Consider the following 18,658-nt stretch of genomic DNA (forward strand, 5'->3'; position numbering starts at 1 on the left):
CCCCGCACGTACGCGTGCCGACCCAGCGCCCGGCGCCCGCCCCCACCGCCTCCCCTGACGCCATCCTGATCCGCCGGACGATGGCCGAGATCGGGCCCGTTGCCGACAAGGTCACCTCCTACTTCTACGCGCTGCTCTTCGTACGCCACCCCGATCTGCGCTCTCTGTTTCCTGCCGCGATGGACACCCAGCGCGACCGGCTACTGAAGGCGCTGCTCACAGCGGCCGAGCACATCGACAACACCCCGGTTCTCGTCGACTACCTTCAGAATCTCGGCCGCGGCCATCGCAAGTACGGGACCCGGGCCGAGCACTACCCGGCCGTCGGCGAGTGCCTCATCGGCGCCCTGAGCAAGTACGCCGCCGGCGTCTGGGACGGGGAGACGGAGGCCGCCTGGGTCCGGACGTACACGACGATCTCGCAGGTCATGATCGACGCGGCGGCAGCAGACGAACTACGCGCTCCCGCCTGGTGGTACGCGGAGGTCGTCGCACACGACCTGAGAACCTCGGACGTCGCGGTCATCACCGTCCGTCCCGACCAGCCCTACCCCTTCCTCGCCGGGCAGTACACGAGCCTGGAGACACCCTGGTGGCCCCGGATCTGGCGGCACTACTCCTTCGCCTCGGCGCCCCGCTCGGACGGACTCCTGACGTTCCACGTGAAGGCCGTGCCCGCGGGCTGGGTCTCCAACGCGTTGGTGCATCGTGCCCGTCCGGGCGACATCGTGCGGCTCGGCCCGCCGACCGGTTCGATGACCGTGGACCACACCACCGACAGCGGCCTGCTCTGCTTGGGCGGAGGCACCGGCATAGCGCCCATCAAGGCGCTGGTCGAGGATGTCGCCGAGCACGGCGAACGGCGATCGGTCGAGGTCTTCTACGGCGCCCGCACCAACCAGGACCTGTATGACATCGACACGATGCTCAGGCTCCAGCAGTCCCACCCTTGGCTGGCCGTCCGTCCGGTGGTGGACCGGCACGGACTGCTTCAGCTCCCCGACGCCATACGTGAGTACGGGCCGTGGACCGAGTACGACGCCTATGTGTCGGGCCCGCCCGGCATGATCCGCAGCGGAGTGGACGCACTGCGAGGCGTCGGTATCCCGTCCGAGCGCATACGTCATGACTCGGTGGAGGAGCTCGTCGTCGTCGGGGACTGACGAACCGCCGTCGCCGTCGAGGCCGACGGTCGATATCAGCCCAAGTCAGGGGCGTGCATGGCGCGGACGCCCTCGATGTTCCCGTCGAGATAGTGCCGCAGTGACAGCGGTACGAGATGGACGGACGCGATCCCGACCCGAGTGAACGGCACCCGCACGATCTCGTACTCGCCGATGGGTTCGTCCACTTCGGGTCCGTGCCGCAAGGACGGGTCCATGGACTCGAGGTGGCAGACGAAGAAGTGCTGCACCTTCACACCGGTCGCCCCGCCGTCATCGCCGATGTGCTCGACGGTGTCGACGAAGCAGGGCACCACATCGGTGATCTTGGCGCCGAGTTCCTCGTACACCTCGCGGTGCAGGGCGTCGACGACAGTCGTGTCCGTCGGCTCGACCCCGCCGCCGGGCGTGAGCCAGTAGGGATCCACGCCGGGCTTGGTGCGCTTGATCAGGATCAGGTCGTCACCGTCCAGCAGAACGGCGCGGGCGGTGCGCTTGACCACGGGTCGGACGGTCATGGAGGAAATGTGGCCCGGCTGGTTCCACGTGAAACATCGCGAGATGTCACTGATCGAGTTCATGCTGTGACAGCCCTCGAAGACCTGGTCCGGACCCGCTGGATGGGCCTGCTCAGGCCCAGTCGGCAGCTGCCCGCAGCAGCCACTCATGAGCCCGTGCGATGTGCGGCATCGCGAGTGTCCCCGTGCGGACCACCAGGAAGTACGTCCGCAGCGGCGGCACCGGCGGATCATGCAGGGGGACGACGTCGCCGCGGTCCAGGGCGGCCGCGCACAGATAGCGGGGCAGCACGGTCAGCCCTGCCCCCGCGACCGCACACGCGAGGACCGCGCGCAGGTCGGGGACGATCACCGTGCCGGGGGCGGCAGGACGGGAGTCGTAGACCGAAGCCCAGTAGCGGGAGACGAAGGGCAGGGACTCGTGCACCTCCACCACCGGAACGTCCTCCAGGGCATGGGCCCCCTTGCTGCGCAGCATCGCCGAGCCGATCCGGTCCTCCCAGCGGGGGGCGGCCACGAGGACGTGCTCCTCGTCGCAGAGCGGAGTCGCCGTGAGCAGAGCACCCCGCGGGCGGGCCGTGGTGATGGCCAGATCGTGATGCCCGGCGGCCAGCCCCTCCAGGGTCTCCTCGGCATTGCCGAAGGACGCGCGCAGCGCGAAGCCCTGGCCGTCGTCGCCGGTCAGTTCGGTGAGCGCGGGCAGCGCTCGCTCGGCGGTGAACTCAGGAGGACCGGCGAGATGCAGCGTGCGTAAGGAGGACTCGTCGTCGAGGCCCGTCTCGGTGATCTCCACCAGAGCGTCGAGATGCGGGGCTGCCTTGTGCGCGAGTTCGTCGCCCATGGTCGTGGGCGTCACGCCGCGGGCCTGCCGCAGGAACAGAGGGCGGCCCAGCTGCCGCTCCAGCGTGCGGATCTGCGAGGTCACGGCCGGCTGCGACAGCCCGAGCAGCGCGGCGGCGCGGGTGAAGGAACCAGCCCGGTGCACGGTCACAAAAGTGCGCAACAAGGCCAGATCCATGCCACACCCTCCCCTTCCCCGCCCTTCTCCCCACCCCCAAGGCAGGGCCTAACTATAAATAAGTCGATAGGTCGCTGTCGCTACTGTGATTGGACACTGACAGAGAGTCAACTAGCCTTGTTCGCGCGGTTCTTCGCGCGCAGAACCGAGGGCGGTCCGAGCCACGAGGGGGGAGGCTCGGACCGCCCGTTCTTCGTAGTGGGGCGTAGCCGGATGCAGCCGAACAGCGACGGACGCGGGGATGGACCCGTTCACCGATCCGATGCGTCCAGCGCACGCAGCACATCCGCCACGAGGTCCTCGGGATCCTCGGCACCGACGGACATGCGGATGAAGCCCTCCGGTACGGAGTCGCCGCCCCAGCGTCCGCGCCGCTCGGCCGTGGAGCGCACCCCGCCGAAGCTGGTTGCGTCGTCGACGAGCCGCAGCGCCTCCAGGAAACGCTCGGCACGCGCGCGCGTGGGCAGTGTGAAGGACACCACGCAGCCATAGCGCCGCATCTGCTGCGAGGCGATCTTGTGCGAAGGGTCGCCCGGCAGCCCCGGATACCGCACCCCGAGCTCTTCCGGCCGGTCCCGCAGCGCCTCCGCGACCGCGAGGGCGGTGGCGTTCTGCCGCTCCACCCGCAGCTGGAGCGTGGCGAGGGAACGGTGCGCGAGCCAGGCCTCCATGGGCCCCGGAATCGCCCCGACGATCTTGCGCCAGCGCCGTACGGCGGCCATGGCCTCGGCGTCCCGGCCGGTGACGTATCCCAGCAGTACGTCGCCATGTCCCGTCAGCTGCTTGGTGCCGCTGGCCACCGAGAAGTCGGCCCCGAGCTCCAGCGGGCGTTGCCCCAGCGGCGTCGCGAGCGTGTTGTCGACGGCTACGCGGGCGCCACGCGCGTGTGCCGCCTCGACGAGCCGTCGGATGTCGCACACGTCGAGGCCGGGGTTGGACGGCGTCTCGATCCACAGCAGCTTCGCGCCGTCCAGGACGCCGAGCTGGGCGTCCCCGCCGGTCGGCGCCGTGCGCACATCGATGCCGTACGCCTCCAGCTGCGCGCGCACCAGGGGCAGCGCCTGGTAGCCGTCGCTGGGCAGGACGACTGCGTCCCCTGTCCGCAGCTGGGAGAAGAGCACCGACGACGTGGCGGCCATGCCCGACGCGAAGACCAGCGTCTCGACGCCGTCCTCCCCTGCCGCCTCCAGCTCGCCGATGGCGCGTTCCAGATGCGTCCAGGTCGGGTTCTCGTCCCGGCCGTAGGTGTACGGTCCCGTGGGCTCGCCGGGCAGGTGGAAGTGGGCGGCGAAGACCGGGCCGGGCAAGGTCGGCTCGTACGCCACCGGTTCGGGCAGTCCGGCGCGCACCGCGCGGGTGCCGTCTCCGCCGCCGGACGCCCGTCCCTGGTCCTCCGTGCCGCTCATGCCGCCTGTCCCTCCACCTGTTCGCGGACCGCTGTGAGGAGGCCCGTACTTGCCGCCTCCACCATCTCAAGGCACTCCTCGAACCCGTCCCGGCCCCCGTAGTACGGGTCGGGTACATCGAGGTCGTCGCCGGCGGCGGGGTCGTACGAACGCAGCAGGCGTACCTTCGCCGCGTCCTCCGGTGAGGGTGCGAGGAGGCGCAGGGCCTTGAGATGGCCGGTGTCGAGCGCGATCACGAGGTCGACGCGCTCGAACCAGGACGTCTGGAACTGCCGGGCCGTGTGGGCGCTGTCGTAACCGTTGTCCTCGAGGACGGAGACGGTTCGCGGGTCGGCCGGGTCGCCCTCGTGCCAGCCGCCGGTGCCGGCGCTGTCGACCTCCACCCGTCCGTCGAGCCCGGCCTCCGCCACGCGGGCGCGGAAGACGGACTCGGCCATCGGGGAGCGGCAGATGTTGCCGGTGCAGACGAAGCAGACGCGGTAGGTCATCGGAGGCTCAGTCCCCGTCGGGCAGGACGACGTTCAGCGCCCAGGAGACGACCGAGATGATCAGGCCACCGAGCACGGCCGTCCAGAAGCCCTCGACATGGAAGCTCAGATCGAACTTGTCGGCGAGCCACGAGGTCAGCAGCAGCATCAGCGCGTTGACGACCAGGGTGAACAGGCCGAGCGTCAGAATGAGCAGCGGGAGGCTCAGGAGCTTCACGATCGGCTTGACGACGAAGTTCACCAGGCCGAAGATCAGCGCGACGATGAGCAGGGTGCCGATTTTCTTGCCCGTGCTGTCACCGGTGAGGGTGATCTTGTCTATCAGCCAGACGGCGACCGCCAGGGCACCCGCGTTGGCGATCGTCTTGACTACGAAATTCTTCATGTGTCTGATCGTGGCAGACGAAATCGGCCATGAGCACGGGACGAGGGCGGACAAGAACGATGAAGGCTTTCCGGCTGGACGAACTGGAGGCGGAGCGCGCCGCCAACGAGGGCGCCTACCTGCAGTTTCTGCGGGAGCGCAACATGTCGGTCGGTCTGTACGCGCTGGGCGCCGGAGAGCACGATCCACAGAAGCCGCACAACCAGGACGAGGTCTACTTCGTTGTGAGCGGCCGTGCCCACATCACCGTCGGCATGGAGACCACGCAGGTGGCGCGCGGCAGCGTGGTGTACGTCCCGGCCGGGGTCGCCCACAAGTTCCACCACATCAGCGAGGACCTGAGGGTGCTCGTGGTGTTCTCTCCACCCGAGAGCTGACCCGAGGCCTCGGGGTTCCCTAGGGGATCGATCAGGGGAGGACAAGGGCTGCGAGGCCCCCGCCGGGGCACCTGCCGGACCTAGCATCGAGGCAGGGAATCAGCGGATTCGACCCGATGGATGCGAAGTCGGCGGATTCGAAGGATCAGAACCCGGCACAGAGACGGGCGGAGAGGTAAGGACGAGGGCGATGCGTGAGATCTTCGCAGGACTGCCGTGGTGGGTTAAGTGGATCGCGGTGCCCGTCATCGCCCTGGTCGTGTTCGGCGGGCTGATAGCGAGCGTCGTCGGGTTCGTCATCGGACTGCTCTTCAAGGTGCTGGTTTTCGTGGCACTGGTCGGTGGACTGATCTACGTCGTACGGAAGTTCACGTCGAGCTCCTCGTCACGCAGCGACTGGTGAGGTCCGTGAGGGCCGTGGGGACCGGTGGACGGTAACAGGAATCACCGGTTCCCTCGGGCGAGGGAAGTTTTCCCGGCAGGGCGTCGGCGAGCGGTGGCCGACGAATAGAGTCCGGAAATCGACGCGGGGGATGCCCCCGCGGGCGGCGTGCACCCCCACCCGTGTTCCCCGCACGGGCTCCCCCCTCGCGCTCCGGGAGTGACCCATGGCCACGGTTGACACCGCACCTTCAAAACCCCACCCACCCCACGGACGACCTCGTTCCGCGGTGCCCCAGGTACCGCGGCAGGCTTCCCCGACCCCCACCGAGCAGCCGCAGTCCGCGACACTCATCGGTTCCGTCCAGCGTGCGATGCGCCTGCTGGAATGCGTCGCCGAGCACGAGTACGGCGCTCCCGCCAAGCAACTAGCCCGCGAGGCGGGCCTGGCGTTGCCCACCGCGTACCACCTGTTGCGCACGCTGGTGCACGAGGGCTATCTACGCCGTGACAAAGGGCTGTTCTTCCTCGGTGAAGCAGCTGTACGGCTGAGCAGCAGCGCAGCCCAGCAGAAACGTCGCAGCACAGTTGCCGACGCGCTCGCTCAATGGCGTGATGTCATCGGCGTCCCCGTTTACTACGCCCAATACCGCGACGGGGAGATCGAGGTCATGTGCGTCTCGGACACCCCGGGCAATCCCGCGGTGGAGGAATGGGCCGACTTCCGGGAGACCGGCCATGCGCACGCCATCGGTCAGTGCCTGCTGTCCCAGTTGGACGAGGACGCCCGCCGAGATCACCTCGACCGCCATCCCGTGCAGTCCATCACCCCGTACACCGTGCGCGACAGCCGCACCCTGCTACGACGCCTCGAACGGACCCGTCGGATGGAGCCGGTGACCGAGCGTCAGGAGTACGCGCTGGGCACGGTGTGCGCGGCGATTCCGATCACGGTCGGCACCACGGCCGCGACGATGGCCATTTCCCTGCCCGCCCACCAGGCCGACCGACTGCTGTCGGCGGCGCAGCAGCTACAGGACGAGATCGGGCGGCTCCTGGGGTCACTCGCGATCTCTATCAGTATCTGAAAACTCACTCCTTGTGATCTCTCGTGTACGTTCAGCAAGATTCCACAGTGTCGGGGTCCGATCCCGGCCAGTCGACGGCAAACGACGGGGTAGGCGATGCGCGAGTCCGTAGAGGCAGAGGTCATGATGAGCTTTCTCGTGTCCGAGGAGCTCTCCTTCCGCATCCCGGTGGAGTTGCGCTACGAGACCTGTGATCCCTATGCCGTACGGCTGACCTTCCACCTGCCCGGCGATGCCCCGGTGACCTGGGCGTTCGGCCGGGAGCTGCTGGTCGACGGGGTGGGCAGACCGTGCGGGGAGGGAGATGTACGGGTCTCGCCGGCTGGTTCCGAGACACTGGGCGATGTGCTGATCAGGCTTCAGGTCGGAGCCGACCAGGCGTTGTTCCGCTCCTCCGTGGCGCCGCTCGTGGCCTTCCTCGACCGCACCGACAAGCTGGTGCCGCTGGGCCAGGAGGGCGCGCTCGCCGACTTCGACGCCCACCTCGACGAGGCCCTGGACCGCATCCTGGCGGAAGAACAGAGCGCGGGCTGAAGCGTTACGGCAGCCGGGGTGGGGGTGGCGTAACGCTTCAGCGGGTGCGCAAGGGGCGCGTGGGAGCGCTTCCTCACCGCCGGGTGCACTTCACGCTCCGCCGGACGGGCAGAGCGGTCGCCCCGGCTCGAAGGCCTTCTCCCTCACCGCTTCCGCCGACGCCCGCGCCCACCGCGCCCGGGAGCCGACTGTGCGCCGGCCGAAGCCGACGACGCGCCCGCCGGGGCCGGCTGGTTGCCCGCTGACTCCGCCCCGTTCTTCGGCCGGTCGGCCGAGACCACCAGGGCCGCGAGGGCCGTAGTGACCGGCACCGACGCCACCAGGCCGATGGAGCCCACCAGCGTGCGCACGATCTCCTCCGCCACCAACTCACTGTTGGCAACGGTCCCCACACCGCTCTGCGCGATCGAGAAGAGCAGCAGCAGCGGCAGCGCAGCACCCGCGTAAGCGAGGACAAGGGTGTTGACGACGGACGCGATGTGGTCGCGGCCGATGCGGATACCCGCCCGGTACAGCCCGCGCCAGCCCATCGTCGGGTTGGCCTCGTGCAGCTCCCAGACCGCGGACGTCTGGGTGACCGTCACATCGTCGAGGACACCGAGCGAACCGATGATGACGCCGGCGAGCAGCAGACCGCTCATGTCGATCGTCGGATAGAGCCCGTGGATCAGGCCGGTGTTGTCGTCGGTGTTGCCGGTGAGCGCGGCCCAGTCGATGAACCCCGAGCCGAGCAGGCCGATCAACAGCAGCGAGAGCAGCGTCCCGAGCACCGCCACCGAGGTGCGGGCCGACAGGCCGTGGCACAAGTAGAGGGCGATCAGCATGATGGCGCTTGCCCCCACCACCGCCACGACCAGAGGGTTCGAACCCTGAAGGATCGCCGGCAGGATGAAGAAGGTCAGCACGAGGAAGCTGATGGCCAGGGCGACCAGTGCCATGACACCGCGCATCCGGCCCACCACCACGACCGCGAGGGCGAAGATGCCGGCGAGCAGCGCCATCGGGAACTTGCGGTTCACATCGGTGACCGAGTACTGGAGATCCTTCGGCGCGGAGGGCTCGTACGCGACCACGACCTCCTGGCCCTCGTGCAGCTGGCGTGACTGGTCGGGCTGCACGATCTCCGTGAACGTACGGCCCTTGTCCTTGCCCGTGTCGACGCGGATCGTCGCCTTCTTGCAGGTGCCGCTCTCCTGCTGCACGGCGGAGGAACCCTCGGCGGTAGAGGTGTCGCCGGTCGGGGGCACGCCCGAGGCGTTGACGTCCTTGCAGCTCAGCTCGACCACCTTGGTGACCGTGGCCTGCTGGGTCTGCCGGTCGAAGCCGACCCCGGTGCGCTCGTGCGGCGGGGCACCGCCCGGCCACAGCACCGCGAGCCCCACTACCACCGCCGCGGCGAACGGGATCAGGATCGCCGCGATGACTTTGCGCAGATGCCGGGAGACGGGTGCTGCGGGGCCGTGGGCATGACTGTGCGAGTGCCCGTGCCCGTTCCCGTGCCCGTCGCCCTCGCCACCCCCCTGCCGCCCGCCGGATCCGGGGCCGTGACCATGACCACCGCCGGCGTCGTGACCGGACCGGTCACCCGGGCCGTGTCCCTGCCCCGCCGAGCCACCGGAATGTGCACCGTGGTCGTACGGGCTGGCCGAGTCAGGCCCTCGCTCCTGCCCGCCACCGACGCCACCCCCGTGGGCCGGCATCCCTCCATGGCCGGGCCCGCGCTCGTGCCAGTCGCCGGCCCCGCCTTCGCGCTCACCAGCCTCAAGGGGCTCGGTGCCGCGTTCGTGCCATCCTCCGGTTCCAGCCGCGTGATCATCGTGGCCGCCTTCGGGAGGACGGCCGTACCCGCCGTCGTATCTGTCTCCGGGCACGCCCGAACCCTGGCCGTCCGTACGGCCGTTGCCCCGCACGGGGCCGTTTCCGGGGCCGGAGCCGCGCCTCGGCTCGGGCGGTGGGTACGGAGGTTCATGCGTCGTGGTCACCGACCGATCATCGCAAGAACGACCGGGGCCCCCTGTTCACCGCGCCCGAATTGACGCTAGCGTGGTGCCACCTTTGTACACGCGGGAGCTCGGAGCACCGGGCTGAGAGGGCGCTGACCTCCGTCCCAGCGATGTTTCACATGAAACATCACCCATCGCGAGTGATGTTTCACACGAAACGTCGGCAGACGGAAGCCGCTGCGTCGACCGCCGAACCTGTTACCGGGTAATGCCGGCGTAGGGAGTAGGTCTCATGACCATCAAGGACGCGCGCACGCCTGCCTCCGTTCAGGACGACAAGTCCGAGGAGGCCGGGAAGTCCATCGGCTGGCACAAGGCGTATGTCGAGGGCTCACGCCCCGATCTGCGGGTGCCGGTCCGCCAGGTGCACCTCACCAACGGGCAGTCGGTCACGCTGTACGACACATCCGGCCCGTACACCGATCCACTCGCCGACACCGACGTCCGCAGGGGGCTGCCCCCGCTGCGGGAGAACTGGATCATCGCTCGCGGCGACACCGAGGAGTACGCGGGCCGTCCCGTCCGTCCCGAGGACGACGGGGTCAAGCACACCTCGCCTCGTGGCGGCCTGCGCAACCTTGACGCGGTCTTCCCCGGACGTCCGCGCCAGCCCCGTCGCAGCCGTGACGGCAAGGCGGTGACACAGCTCGCCTATGCCCGCCGTGGTGAGATCACCCCCGAGATGGAGTACGTGGCCATCCGGGAGAACGTTTCTCCCGAAGTGGTCCGCGAGGAGATCGCCGCAGGACGGGCGGTGCTGCCCGCGAACGTCAACCACCCGGAGATCGAGCCGATGATCATCGGCAAGCGGTTCCTGGTGAAGGTCAACGCCAATATCGGCAACTCCGCGGTCACCTCCTCCATCGAGGAGGAGGTCGAGAAGATGACCTGGGCGACCCGCTGGGGCGCCGACACGGTCATGGACCTGTCGACCGGACGCAACATCCACACGACCCGCGAGTGGGTACTGCGCAATTCCCCCGTTCCCATCGGCACGGTGCCGCTCTACCAGGCACTGGAGAAGGTCGACGGCCGCGCCGAGGAGCTGACCTGGGAGATCTACAAGGACACGGTCATCGAACAGGCCGAGCAGGGCGTGGACTACATGACGGTCCACGCGGGCGTGCGCCTGCCGTACGTCCCGCTCACGGCCAACCGCAAGACCGGCATCGTCTCCCGCGGCGGCTCCATCATGGCCGCGTGGTGCCTGGCGCACCACAAGGAGAGCTTCCTGTACGAGAACTTCGAGGAGCTCTGCGAGATCCTCGCCGCCTACGACGTCACGTACTCGCTCGGCGACGGCCTTCGGCCCGGTTCGATCGCGGACGCCAACGACGAGGCACAGTTCGCGGAGTTGAGGACGCTCGGGGAACTCAACACGATCGCCAAGCGTTTCAACGTACAGACCATGATCGAAGGCCCGGGACACGTCCCGATGCACAAGATCAAGGAGAACATCGACCTTCAGCAGGAGATCTGCGATGAAGCTCCGTTCTATACGCTCGGCCCGCTGACGACCGACGTCGCCCCGGCCTACGACCACATCACCTCCGGCATCGGTGCCGCCATGATCGCCTGGTGGGGCACGGCGATGCTCTGCTACGTCACGCCCAAGGAGCACCTGGGCCTGCCCAACCGTGACGACGTCAAGACCGGCGTCATCACCTACAAGATCGCCGCCCACGCGGCCGATCTCGCCAAGGGGCACCCCGGTGCGCAGGAGTGGGACGACGCGCTGTCCGATGCCCGCTTCGAGTTCCGGTGGGAGGACCAGTTCAATCTGGCGCTCGACCCGGACACGGCACGGGAGTTCCACGACGAGACCCTGCCGGCCGAGCCCGCCAAGACGGCTCACTTCTGCTCGATGTGCGGGCCGAAGTTCTGCTCGATGAAGATCTCCCAGGACATCCGCCGCCAACACGGCGGGTCCCAGCAGGAGATCGAGGAGGGCATGGCTCAGAAGTCGAAGGAGTTCGCCGCCGCGGGTAATCGCGTGTACCTGCCGATGGCGGACTGACGTCGACGTCCTGACCCAGGGCGCCATGCCCCGGTGTCCGGCGTGCGGCCCAGGCGTTCGGCTTGCGCCTCCCCGAGGAGGTGCCCCCGGGGCTCCGTCTCGAAGGGGGGTCCCTCGTGGGGGCTCTCCTACGGCGGGTGCGCAAGCCGAAGGGCTACTCCGGCTTGTGTTCCGGCCCTCCGAAGTCCGGGCTCGTGTAGTCCGGGCTGGTGTAGCCCGTCCGTGAGCCACGGGAGGCGCCGTCGTCCGGGCTGCTGAAACCCGGGCGGTCGTAGCCGAGGTTCGGGATGCGGCCGGCCGGCGTCGAGGGTGGCGTGCGGTGCAGGACCGATGCCGTGCCGGGATCGGCGAGTGCCTCCCGAAGGAAGGGCAGGATGCCGCGCTCCAGCAGGGCTTCGCGCCAGGCTTCCTGGGCTCGGGCGACCTCCTCGCTCAGTTCGCCGTACGGGCCGCCGTCGAAGGCCGGCCGGTTGCGCAGGGCGGTGAGCAGGAGTCCGACGGCGGCGACCAGGATCGCGGCCGCCGCGATGGCGCCGAACACCCATCCCGTGGTGAGCATCGTCTGGGCGAACGCCGGCTCGGGGTCGAACATCTTCAGGATGTAACCGACGAGCAGGAAGATCGCCGCGGCGGTGCCGGCGAGGACGGGTGCCAGGACGGCGAGCACGGCGACCACGCCGGGCCCGGCTGTCTCGGCGACTTCTCCCACGGTGGTGGCGAGCCCCATCGCGCCCGTACCCGACTCGGTGGAGCCGGTCTCACGGGTGGACGACGGGGTGGACGGCGCCGGCTGGCGCAGTTCCTCGCGGACCTTCACATAGTGCTGGTACTCGGTCGCCGCGGCCGCCGTGATGAGTGTGGTGGCGTTGAGCGCCATGGTGCGCAGCTGTTCGGGGTTGAGCCGCTGTCCGACAGCGGCCAGTTCCGGGCGTTGTGGTGCGGAGCGCAGCGCCTCATCGAGGATCCGCTCGTAATCCTGGCGGTCCTCGCTGTGCAGGTGCTGCGGAACGCTGTTCATGTGCATCCCCCGATGCTCCGTAGGGCTTGGGGCTCGCATGCCAACGAGCCGTCGGGCAGAAACGGAGGGGAGCCTGCTACGGATAAGCCGATGGTAGAGCGGTGACGGCACACGGTGACAGGGGGTTTGCCAAAATTGGCCCCTGGCCTGCGCCGTCTTTCTTCACTGCGCGATGAGGGGGCGTCTGCCCGGTGAACGTTCAGATATCCAGGGGAAGTTGCTGGACCAGCAGCTTTCCGGCCATGGTCACGCCGCCGTCCATCGCGATGGCGAGGCGTTCGGCATAGACGTGCGGTCCCTCGACCAGGGGCCCGCCGCTGTCCTCGCTCTCCTCGGAGCCGACCTCGCCCTTCAGATACGGAATGGGGCTGTGGCCGTGAACGATGCGGGTGCCGCCGTACGTATCGAGCAGGGAGCGCACATGGTCGGCGCCGCCCTCGTCGCGGAAGGAGAAGCGCTTGGTGAACTTGCGGAAGAGATCCCAGACTTCGTCGGCGTCGTTGCGCGTGAGCGTCTCGCGGACGGTGTCGTTGACCGCCTCGATCGAGTCGCCGTAGTCGAGATAGGCGGTGGTGTCCGAGTGCACGAGCAGATGGCCGTCGACCTCTTCCATGGCGTCCAGCCGGGACATCCACTGCAGGTGGTGGTCCTGGAGGCGGTCCATGTCGGTCTTCTGGCCGCCGTTGAGCAGCCAGGCCGCCTGGAAGGTGGCGGTGCCCGCGCCGGAGTTGACGGGAGTGTCGCCGAACCGCTTGGCGCCGAGCAGCAGAAGCTCGTGGTTGCCCATGAGCGCCTTGCAGTAGCCGCCGGCCGCGGCGGCTTCCGCGGACAGCCGCATCACGAGGTCGATGACGCCGATGCCGTCGGGGCCGCGGTCGGTGAAGTCGCCGAGGAACCACAGCCGGGCGGTGCCGGCGCACCAGTTCGCCGCCGCGTCGATGAGGCCCTTCTCCTGGAGGGCGGCCACCAACTCGTCGAGATAGCCGTGCACATCGCCGACGACGAACAGGGGGCCGGGGCCGTCCACCGGCTGCGGGGCCGGCAGGGAGGCGGGGTCGACCTGCACCTGGACCGTGTCGCCGCGATTGATCACGGGAAGGTCCCGCTGGGTGGGCGTGTACCCCTCCGGGTAGGCCTCGTCGACGAGCGGGGTGATCTCGCCCGAGTGTGTGCTGTGGGCGTACGGGCCGGTCTCGTGCACATAAGCGGGCACCCGGAAGTCGCGCAACGTCGCCGTCCGCTCCACCTCGGGTCCCTGACCGGCCCCCTGAGTCATCAGACCCCTCCACCATCGCGCCGCAGCTGCACCGCATCGGACTGCCTGGTCGCAGCGGCCCGTGGGTGTCGTGCGCCCATCATAGGAATGCCGATCGCGCCATGTGATGACCCAGGGGTGGTGAATCGGAGCAGGACTCCTGTTCATCGCGGCTTTCGCCCCGATTGGGCCGGGCTTAGGCCGCTCGATGACCTCGCTCCCGGCACCCCTCGAACTGGCCTCAGCCGTCCCTCGGGGCCCGCTCCTACCGTTCCTCGGGCGACCGGGGCGGGCTGACCGTCGTTCGCGGAGGGCGTCGCTGGGACGAGGTACGCACGATCAGCTCGGTCGGTATCACCTGCTCGACCGGGTGGTCCGAGTCGACCCCCTCGATGGCGTCGATGAGGAGCTGGACCACGGCCGTGCCGATACGGCGCGGCTTGAGGGAGAGCGTGGTGATGGGCGGCTCGGTGTTGGCGTACACCGTGGATTCGCTGCAGCACACCAGAAGCAGGTCGTCCGGTACGCGCAGGCCGTAGCGGCGCGCGGCGGCGAGCAGGTCGGTGCCGTTCGGGTCGAACAGGCCGTAGACCGCGTCGGGCCGGTCGGGGCGGGCGAGCAACCGGTCGGCGGCGACGGCGCCCGCGCACGGGTCGTGTGCCGGGTAGGCCTCGTACACCGGGTCCTGGCCGACGCGCTCGCACCAGCGCAGATACGCGGTGGTCGACAGGTGGGTGTACGTGTCCGTCGTAGTGCCCGTCAGCAGTCCGATCCGGCGGGCCCCGGCATCGGCCAGGTGATCGAGGATGCCGAGTACGGCGGCCTCGTGGTCGTTGTCGACCCAGGCGGTGACCGGGAGCGAGCCGGCCGGGCGGCCGTCGGAGACGACCGGGAGCCCCTGTCTGACCAGCTCGCTGACCACCGGGTCCTGGTCGGACGGGTCGATGACGACCGTGCCGTCGAGGGCGACGTTCGACCAGACGTCGTGGCGCGAGGTCGCGGGGAGGATCACGAGGGCGTATCCGCGGGCGAGCGCGGCCGAGGTGGCGGCGCGGGCCATCTCGGCGAAGTACGCGAACTCGGTGAAGGTGAAAGGTTCATCCCCGTATGTCGTCACGGTCAGGCCGATGAGTCCTGACTTGCCGGTACGGAGTGTCCGGGCGGCGGCCGACGGGCGGTAGCCGAGCCGGTCGGCGACCTCGCGGACATGGCGTCGGGTGGCGTCGGGGAGCCGGCCCTTTCCGTTGAGGGCGTCGGAGACGGTCGTGATGGAGACCCCGGCGGCGGCCGCCACGTCTCTGATGCCCGCCCGACCGGGCCGACTGCCTCGACGTGAGGTTTCCGCGCGGCTCACCTGGTGCTTCCCTGCTGCTGTCATGGCGAGCCGATAGTAGGGCTCATTCGGTGGGGTAGTGCGGACGCATATGCAGCCGTTGACAGGCACGTTTCTGCAAGGTCATCAGGCGTCAAACTCCTTGGAAAGTAAGGGAGTTGAACGATCCAATGGCAAGACGTGACTTGTCGGCACGCATGGGCCTGCCAAGTGCCCGATGTTTCGAAGAGGTCTCAACTCACCTTCACGGGTGATGCGCGCTACGGCGCGAGCCACCGGCGCATAGATATATGTGTGATGCGCCCCCTAATTCGTACGCGTTCGTACGTTGATGCCCCTGATGCAGGTGTGACAGCTGGGGCCAGCGCGACTCGGCAGGGCTCGGAAGACCTCGGCAGTCGGCACCAGGGTTCGGCATGAGGTCAGCAGTCGGGCTCCCGCACCTGTACGCATCGGAGCCGAATCCTCATAAGGTGAGAAGTATTGGAGCCGGCGGTGGTGATGGGCCGCCGGTGGTCGCGAGGAGGACTGCGGTGAGCGAGACGAGCCCCAAGCTGCGCGCCGAGCTGGAGGGTATCCCCACCTACAAGCCGGGCAAGCCTGCCGCGGCCGGTGGCCCGGTGGCCTACAAGCTGTCCTCCAACGAGAACCCCTATCCGCCGCTGCCCGGCGTGATGGAGACCGTGACGGCCGCGGCCTCGTCCTTCAACCGCTACCCGGACATGATGTGCACGGGCCTGATGAACGAGCTGTCCGAGCGCTTCGGCGTCCCGGCCTCCCATCTGGCGACCGGCACCGGCTCGGTCGGCGTCGCCCAGCAGCTGATCCAGTCCACCGCCGGCCCCGGGGACGAGGTCATCTACGCCTGGCGGTCCTTCGAGGCGTACCCGATCATCACGCAGATCAGCGGTGCCACGTCCGTCCAGGTGCCGCTGACGCCGGGCGATGTGCACGACCTGGAGGCGATGGCCGCCGCCATCACCGACCGGACCAGGCTGATTTTCGTCTGCAACCCCAACAACCCGACGGGCACGGTCGTGAAGCGGGCCGAGCTGGAGCGGTTCCTGGACCGGGTGCCCGGTGATGTCCTGGTGGTGCTGGACGAGGCGTACCGCGAGTTCATCCGTGACCCCGAGGTGCCGGACGGTATGGAGATCTACCGTGAGCGGCCCAACGTCTGTGTCCTGCGGACGTTCTCCAAGGCGTACGGCCTCGCCGGCCTCCGTGTTGGCTTCGCGATCGCCCAGGAGCCGGTCGCGGCGGCGCTGCGCAAGACAGCCGTGCCGTTCGGGGTGAGCCAGATCGCGCAGGACGCGGCCATCGCCTCGCTGCGCGCCGAGGACGAACTGATCGGCCGGGTCGGCTCATTGGTGTGCGAGCGCAACCGGGTGGTCGACGGGCTGCGCGCTCAGGGCTGGACGGTGCCCGAGACCCAGGCCAACTTCGTGTGGCTGCGGCTGGGGGAGCGCACGGTCGCCTTCGCTCAGGCCTGTGAGCAGGCGGGCGTGGTGATCCGACCGTTCCCGGGCGAGGGTGTGCGGGTGACGGTCGGGGAGGCCGAGGCGAACGACATCTTCCTGAAGGTGGCGGAAGGGTTCCGCAAGGAGCTGTAGGGCTTGGTCGGCAGCTCAGGCGTCCACGAGTTCCACGCGCACGGGGTCGCCTGTGCGGACGGTCGCCAACAGGCGCGGGTCGCCGTCGATGTGGCCGAGGACATTGCACGGGCTCGCGAGGCGGCACTCGTCGCCTCGCGAGATCGGTGTGGGTCCGTAGGGGAGGGCGAGCGCGTCGCCGTCCGTCCAGAAGGCGACCGTGCCCGGCTCGACGATCTGCCGCGCGTTGGTTTCACGTGGAACGACGATGCCCGTGTCGAAATAGACCTCCTCGCCCCAGGTGCGGGCGGTGGAGACGAGGGGCAGGGCCTTGGAGAGGGCCTGTGTGGTCGGGGTGGCGTCGAGGGTCGCGGTGAGGTGTCCCGCGGGCCAGGAGATCCGTATGTGTGTCGGCGTCGGTGTCTGCATGCTGCCGATTCAACAATATGTTGAAGTTCGCGCCAAGGGGTCGGCCGTGAGGAGGGACCCCCCTTTCAGAACCCGGAGGATGGTGCTGCATAATTGCTTGTGAATGTGAACGCTTTCACAAGCGGTTAGTAAGGAGCGGCGACGTGGACCTGGCTTTGGCGCCGGAGACTCTGGCGCGCTGGCAGTTCGGTATCACCACCGTCTACCACTTTCTGTTCGTCCCTCTGACGATCTCGCTGGCCGCCCTCACGGCCGGTTTGCAGACCGCCTGGGTGCGTACGGAGAAGGAGAAGTACCTCAGGGCGACGAAGTTCTGGGGCAAGCTCTTCCTGATCAACATCGCGATGGGTGTGGTCACCGGCATCGTGCAGGAGTTCCAGTTCGGCATGAACTGGTCCGACTACTCCCGCTTCGTCGGTGACGTCTTCGGTGCGCCGCTGGCCTTCGAGGCCCTGATCGCCTTCTTCTTCGAGTCGACCTTCATCGGCTTGTGGATCTTCGGCTGGGACAAGCTGCCGAAGAAGATCCACCTGGCCTGTATGTGGATGGTCTCCATAGGCACGATCCTGTCGGCGTACTTCATCCTCGCGGCCAACTCCTGGATGCAGCACCCGGTCGGCTACCGGATCAACGAGGCGAAGGGGCGGGCCGAGCTCACCGACTTCTGGCTCGTACTGACCCAGAACACCGCGCTCGCCCAGGCCTTCCACACTCTCTCGGCGGCCTTCCTCACCGGCGGCGCGTTCATGGTCGGCATCTCCGCCTTCCATCTGCTGCGCAAGAAGCACATCCGCGAGATGAAGACATCGCTCAGGCTCGGCCTGGTCACCGTCGTGATCGGTGGCATGCTCACCGCGATCAGCGGCGACGTCCTCGGCAAGATCATGTATGAGCAGCAGCCGATGAAGATGGCCGCTGCCGAGGCACTGTGGGACGGCGAGGCGCCGGCGCCCTTCTCCGTCTTCGCCTATGGCGATGTCGACAAGGGCCACAACAAGGTCGCCATCGAGATCCCCGGCCTGCTGTCCTTCCTGGCCAAGGACGACTTCAGCTCGTACGTTCCCGGCATCAACGACGTCAACAAGGCCGAGCAGGAGAAGTACGGTCCCGGCGACTACCGGCCCAACATCCCCGTCGCCTACTGGGGCTTCCGCTGGATGATCGGCTTCGGTATGACGTCGTTCGCCATCGGCCTGGCCGGACTCTGGCTGACCCGCAAGAAGTTCATGCTGCCGCAGCACCTGAGGGTCGGTGACGACGAGGTGCCGCATCTCGTGCTGCTTCCCAACAAGGCTCTCGGACCGAAGCTCACCAAGTGGTACTGGCGTATCGCCGTCCTGACCCTGGGCTTCCCGCTGATCGCCAACTCCTGGGGCTGGATCTTCACCGAGATGGGCCGTCAGCCATGGGTCGTCTACGGGGTCCTGCGCACCCGTGACGCGGTCTCCCCCGGTGTCTCCCAGGGCGAGGTCCTCACCTCGATGATCGTCTTCACCGCGCTCTACGCCATCCTCGCCGTCGTCGAGGTCAAGCTGCTCGTGAAGTACGTCAAGGCCGGCCCGCCCGAGCTCACCGAGGCCGACCTGAACCCGCCCACGAAGATCGGCGGCGACTCCCCTGACGCCGACAAGCCGATGGCCTTCTCGTACTAGG

Annotated in this window: 18 protein-coding genes and 1 riboswitch; of the genes, 8 read left to right on the forward strand and 10 right to left on the reverse strand. The window is 68.4% G+C overall.

All coding sequences use genetic code 11. The features are described 5' to 3' along the window. Positions 1-1,163: globin domain-containing protein (locus KUM44_RS11235; protein ID WP_254389377.1), on the forward strand; the 1,163-nt coding region annotated here is incomplete at its 5' end. A 35-nt stretch (positions 1,164-1,198) separates the two neighbouring features. On the opposite strand, the gene KUM44_RS11240 is transcribed toward KUM44_RS11235, so the two are convergent. From KUM44_RS11240 to KUM44_RS11260, 5 genes are all read right to left on the reverse strand, one after another. Next, entirely contained in the window at positions 1,199-1,681 is a 483-nt protein-coding gene (locus tag KUM44_RS11240; RefSeq protein ID WP_217207668.1) for an NUDIX domain-containing protein, read from the reverse strand. Between the two features lie 112 nt (positions 1,682-1,793). Next, positions 1,794-2,699, reverse strand: a complete 906-nt coding sequence (locus tag KUM44_RS11245) for a LysR family transcriptional regulator (RefSeq protein WP_217207669.1) — start codon at positions 2,697-2,699, stop codon at positions 1,794-1,796. A 251-nt stretch (positions 2,700-2,950) separates the two neighbouring features. After that, entirely contained in the window at positions 2,951-4,105 is a 1,155-nt protein-coding gene (locus KUM44_RS11250; protein WP_217207670.1) for a cystathionine gamma-lyase, read from the reverse strand. Then, entirely contained in the window at positions 4,102-4,593 is a 492-nt protein-coding gene (locus KUM44_RS11255) for a low molecular weight protein-tyrosine-phosphatase (RefSeq protein ID WP_217207671.1), read from the reverse strand. The genes KUM44_RS11250 and KUM44_RS11255 overlap by 4 nt, the downstream gene beginning before the upstream one ends. A gap of 7 nt (positions 4,594-4,600) precedes the next feature. After that, on the reverse strand, positions 4,601-4,978 hold the full coding sequence (locus tag KUM44_RS11260; protein WP_217207672.1) for a phage holin family protein: 378 nt from the start codon (positions 4,976-4,978) through the stop codon (positions 4,601-4,603). Between the two features lie 59 nt (positions 4,979-5,037). Here KUM44_RS11260 and KUM44_RS11265 point away from each other — a divergent pair, with 59 nt between their 5' ends. From KUM44_RS11265 to KUM44_RS11280, 4 genes are all read left to right on the forward strand, one after another. Further along, positions 5,038-5,355 carry a cupin domain-containing protein gene (locus KUM44_RS11265; protein ID WP_217207742.1) on the forward strand — a complete coding sequence of 106 codons (318 nt, stop codon included), beginning with the start codon at positions 5,038-5,040 and terminating at the stop codon, positions 5,353-5,355. 190 nt (positions 5,356-5,545) lie between these two features. Further along, a complete protein-coding gene (locus tag KUM44_RS11270; RefSeq protein WP_030048440.1) occupies positions 5,546-5,758 on the forward strand; it encodes a DUF5326 family protein in 213 nt (70 codons plus the stop codon). A gap of 205 nt (positions 5,759-5,963) precedes the next feature. Continuing rightward, entirely contained in the window at positions 5,964-6,824 is an 861-nt protein-coding gene (locus tag KUM44_RS11275) for an IclR family transcriptional regulator (RefSeq protein WP_217207673.1), read from the forward strand. A gap of 96 nt (positions 6,825-6,920) precedes the next feature. Beyond that, a complete protein-coding gene (locus tag KUM44_RS11280) occupies positions 6,921-7,358 on the forward strand; it encodes an SsgA family sporulation/cell division regulator (protein ID WP_030048438.1) in 438 nt (145 codons plus the stop codon). 143 nt (positions 7,359-7,501) lie between these two features. Here KUM44_RS11280 and KUM44_RS11285 read toward each other — a convergent pair whose 3' ends face one another. Beyond that, positions 7,502-9,058: a YibE/F family protein gene (locus KUM44_RS11285; protein ID WP_254389378.1), complete on the reverse strand. Its 1,557-nt coding sequence runs from the start codon at positions 9,056-9,058 to the stop codon at positions 7,502-7,504. A gap of 353 nt (positions 9,059-9,411) precedes the next feature. Next, a riboswitch (TPP riboswitch) is annotated at positions 9,412-9,601 on the forward strand. Here KUM44_RS11285 and thiC point away from each other — a divergent pair. Continuing rightward, entirely contained in the window at positions 9,594-11,378 is a 1,785-nt protein-coding gene (gene thiC / locus KUM44_RS11290) for a phosphomethylpyrimidine synthase ThiC (protein WP_254389379.1), read from the forward strand. Its footprint overlaps the riboswitch before it by 8 nt. A 154-nt stretch (positions 11,379-11,532) precedes the next feature. Here the strand turns inward: thiC and KUM44_RS11295 are convergent, their stop codons facing one another. The 3 genes from KUM44_RS11295 to KUM44_RS11305 all read right to left on the reverse strand — a co-directional run bounded on the left by KUM44_RS11295 (position 11,533) and on the right by KUM44_RS11305 (position 15,029). Beyond that, positions 11,533-12,402 carry a hypothetical protein gene (locus KUM44_RS11295; protein ID WP_217207675.1) on the reverse strand — a complete coding sequence of 290 codons (870 nt, stop codon included), beginning with the start codon at positions 12,400-12,402 and terminating at the stop codon, positions 11,533-11,535. 193 nt (positions 12,403-12,595) lie between these two features. After that, a complete protein-coding gene (locus tag KUM44_RS11300; protein WP_217207676.1) occupies positions 12,596-13,672 on the reverse strand; it encodes a metallophosphoesterase in 1,077 nt (358 codons plus the stop codon). 244 nt (positions 13,673-13,916) lie between these two features. After that, positions 13,917-15,029 carry a LacI family DNA-binding transcriptional regulator gene (locus tag KUM44_RS11305; RefSeq protein WP_217207677.1) on the reverse strand — a complete coding sequence of 371 codons (1,113 nt, stop codon included), beginning with the start codon at positions 15,027-15,029 and terminating at the stop codon, positions 13,917-13,919. 488 nt (positions 15,030-15,517) lie between these two features. On the opposite strand from KUM44_RS11305, the gene hisC reads away from it, so the two are divergent. Then, positions 15,518-16,597, forward strand: a complete 1,080-nt coding sequence (hisC, locus tag KUM44_RS11310; RefSeq protein ID WP_217207678.1) for a histidinol-phosphate transaminase — start codon at positions 15,518-15,520, stop codon at positions 16,595-16,597. A 15-nt stretch (positions 16,598-16,612) separates the two neighbouring features. Here hisC and KUM44_RS11315 read toward each other — a convergent pair whose 3' ends face one another. After that, positions 16,613-17,005, reverse strand: coding sequence for a cyclophilin-like fold protein (locus KUM44_RS11315; RefSeq protein ID WP_217207679.1), 393 nt, complete (start codon positions 17,003-17,005; stop codon positions 16,613-16,615). 143 nt (positions 17,006-17,148) lie between these two features. Between KUM44_RS11315 and KUM44_RS11320 the strand changes: the two genes are divergently transcribed. Next, on the forward strand, positions 17,149-18,657 hold the full coding sequence (locus KUM44_RS11320; RefSeq protein ID WP_217207680.1) for a cytochrome ubiquinol oxidase subunit I: 1,509 nt from the start codon (positions 17,149-17,151) through the stop codon (positions 18,655-18,657). Position 18,658: the final 1 nt, after the last annotated feature.

Source organism: Streptomyces sp. AC550_RSS872, assembly GCF_019049285.1.
Classification (GTDB): Bacteria; Actinomycetota; Actinomycetes; order Streptomycetales; family Streptomycetaceae; genus Streptomyces.

Excerpts from the sequence above, each read along its gene's own strand:
- KUM44_RS11270 (WP_030048440.1), top strand. The coding sequence starts at position 5,546 with ATGCGTGAGATCTTCGCAGGACTGCCGTGGTGGGTTAAGTGGATCGCG.
- KUM44_RS11260 (WP_217207672.1), bottom strand. The coding sequence starts at position 4,978 with ATGAAGAATTTCGTAGTCAAGACGATCGCCAACGCGGGTGCCCTGGCG.
- KUM44_RS11275 (WP_217207673.1), top strand. The coding sequence starts at position 5,964 with ATGGCCACGGTTGACACCGCACCTTCAAAACCCCACCCACCCCACGGA.
- KUM44_RS11265 (WP_217207742.1), top strand. The coding sequence starts at position 5,038 with ATGAAGGCTTTCCGGCTGGACGAACTGGAGGCGGAGCGCGCCGCCAAC.
- KUM44_RS11305 (WP_217207677.1), bottom strand. The coding sequence starts at position 15,029 with ATGACAGCAGCAGGGAAGCACCAGGTGAGCCGCGCGGAAACCTCACGT.
- thiC (WP_254389379.1), top strand. The coding sequence starts at position 9,594 with ATGACCATCAAGGACGCGCGCACGCCTGCCTCCGTTCAGGACGACAAG.
- KUM44_RS11300 (WP_217207676.1), bottom strand. The coding sequence starts at position 13,672 with ATGACTCAGGGGGCCGGTCAGGGACCCGAGGTGGAGCGGACGGCGACG.
- KUM44_RS11245 (WP_217207669.1), bottom strand. The coding sequence starts at position 2,699 with ATGGATCTGGCCTTGTTGCGCACTTTTGTGACCGTGCACCGGGCTGGT.
- KUM44_RS11250 (WP_217207670.1), bottom strand. The coding sequence starts at position 4,105 with ATGAGCGGCACGGAGGACCAGGGACGGGCGTCCGGCGGCGGAGACGGC.
- KUM44_RS11315 (WP_217207679.1), bottom strand. The coding sequence starts at position 17,005 with ATGCAGACACCGACGCCGACACACATACGGATCTCCTGGCCCGCGGGA.
- KUM44_RS11295 (WP_217207675.1), bottom strand. The coding sequence starts at position 12,402 with ATGCACATGAACAGCGTTCCGCAGCACCTGCACAGCGAGGACCGCCAG.
- KUM44_RS11255 (WP_217207671.1), bottom strand. The coding sequence starts at position 4,593 with ATGACCTACCGCGTCTGCTTCGTCTGCACCGGCAACATCTGCCGCTCC.
- KUM44_RS11280 (WP_030048438.1), top strand. The coding sequence starts at position 6,921 with ATGCGCGAGTCCGTAGAGGCAGAGGTCATGATGAGCTTTCTCGTGTCC.
- KUM44_RS11285 (WP_254389378.1), bottom strand. The coding sequence starts at position 9,058 with ATGCCGGCCCACGGGGGTGGCGTCGGTGGCGGGCAGGAGCGAGGGCCT.
- KUM44_RS11240 (WP_217207668.1), bottom strand. The coding sequence starts at position 1,681 with ATGACCGTCCGACCCGTGGTCAAGCGCACCGCCCGCGCCGTTCTGCTG.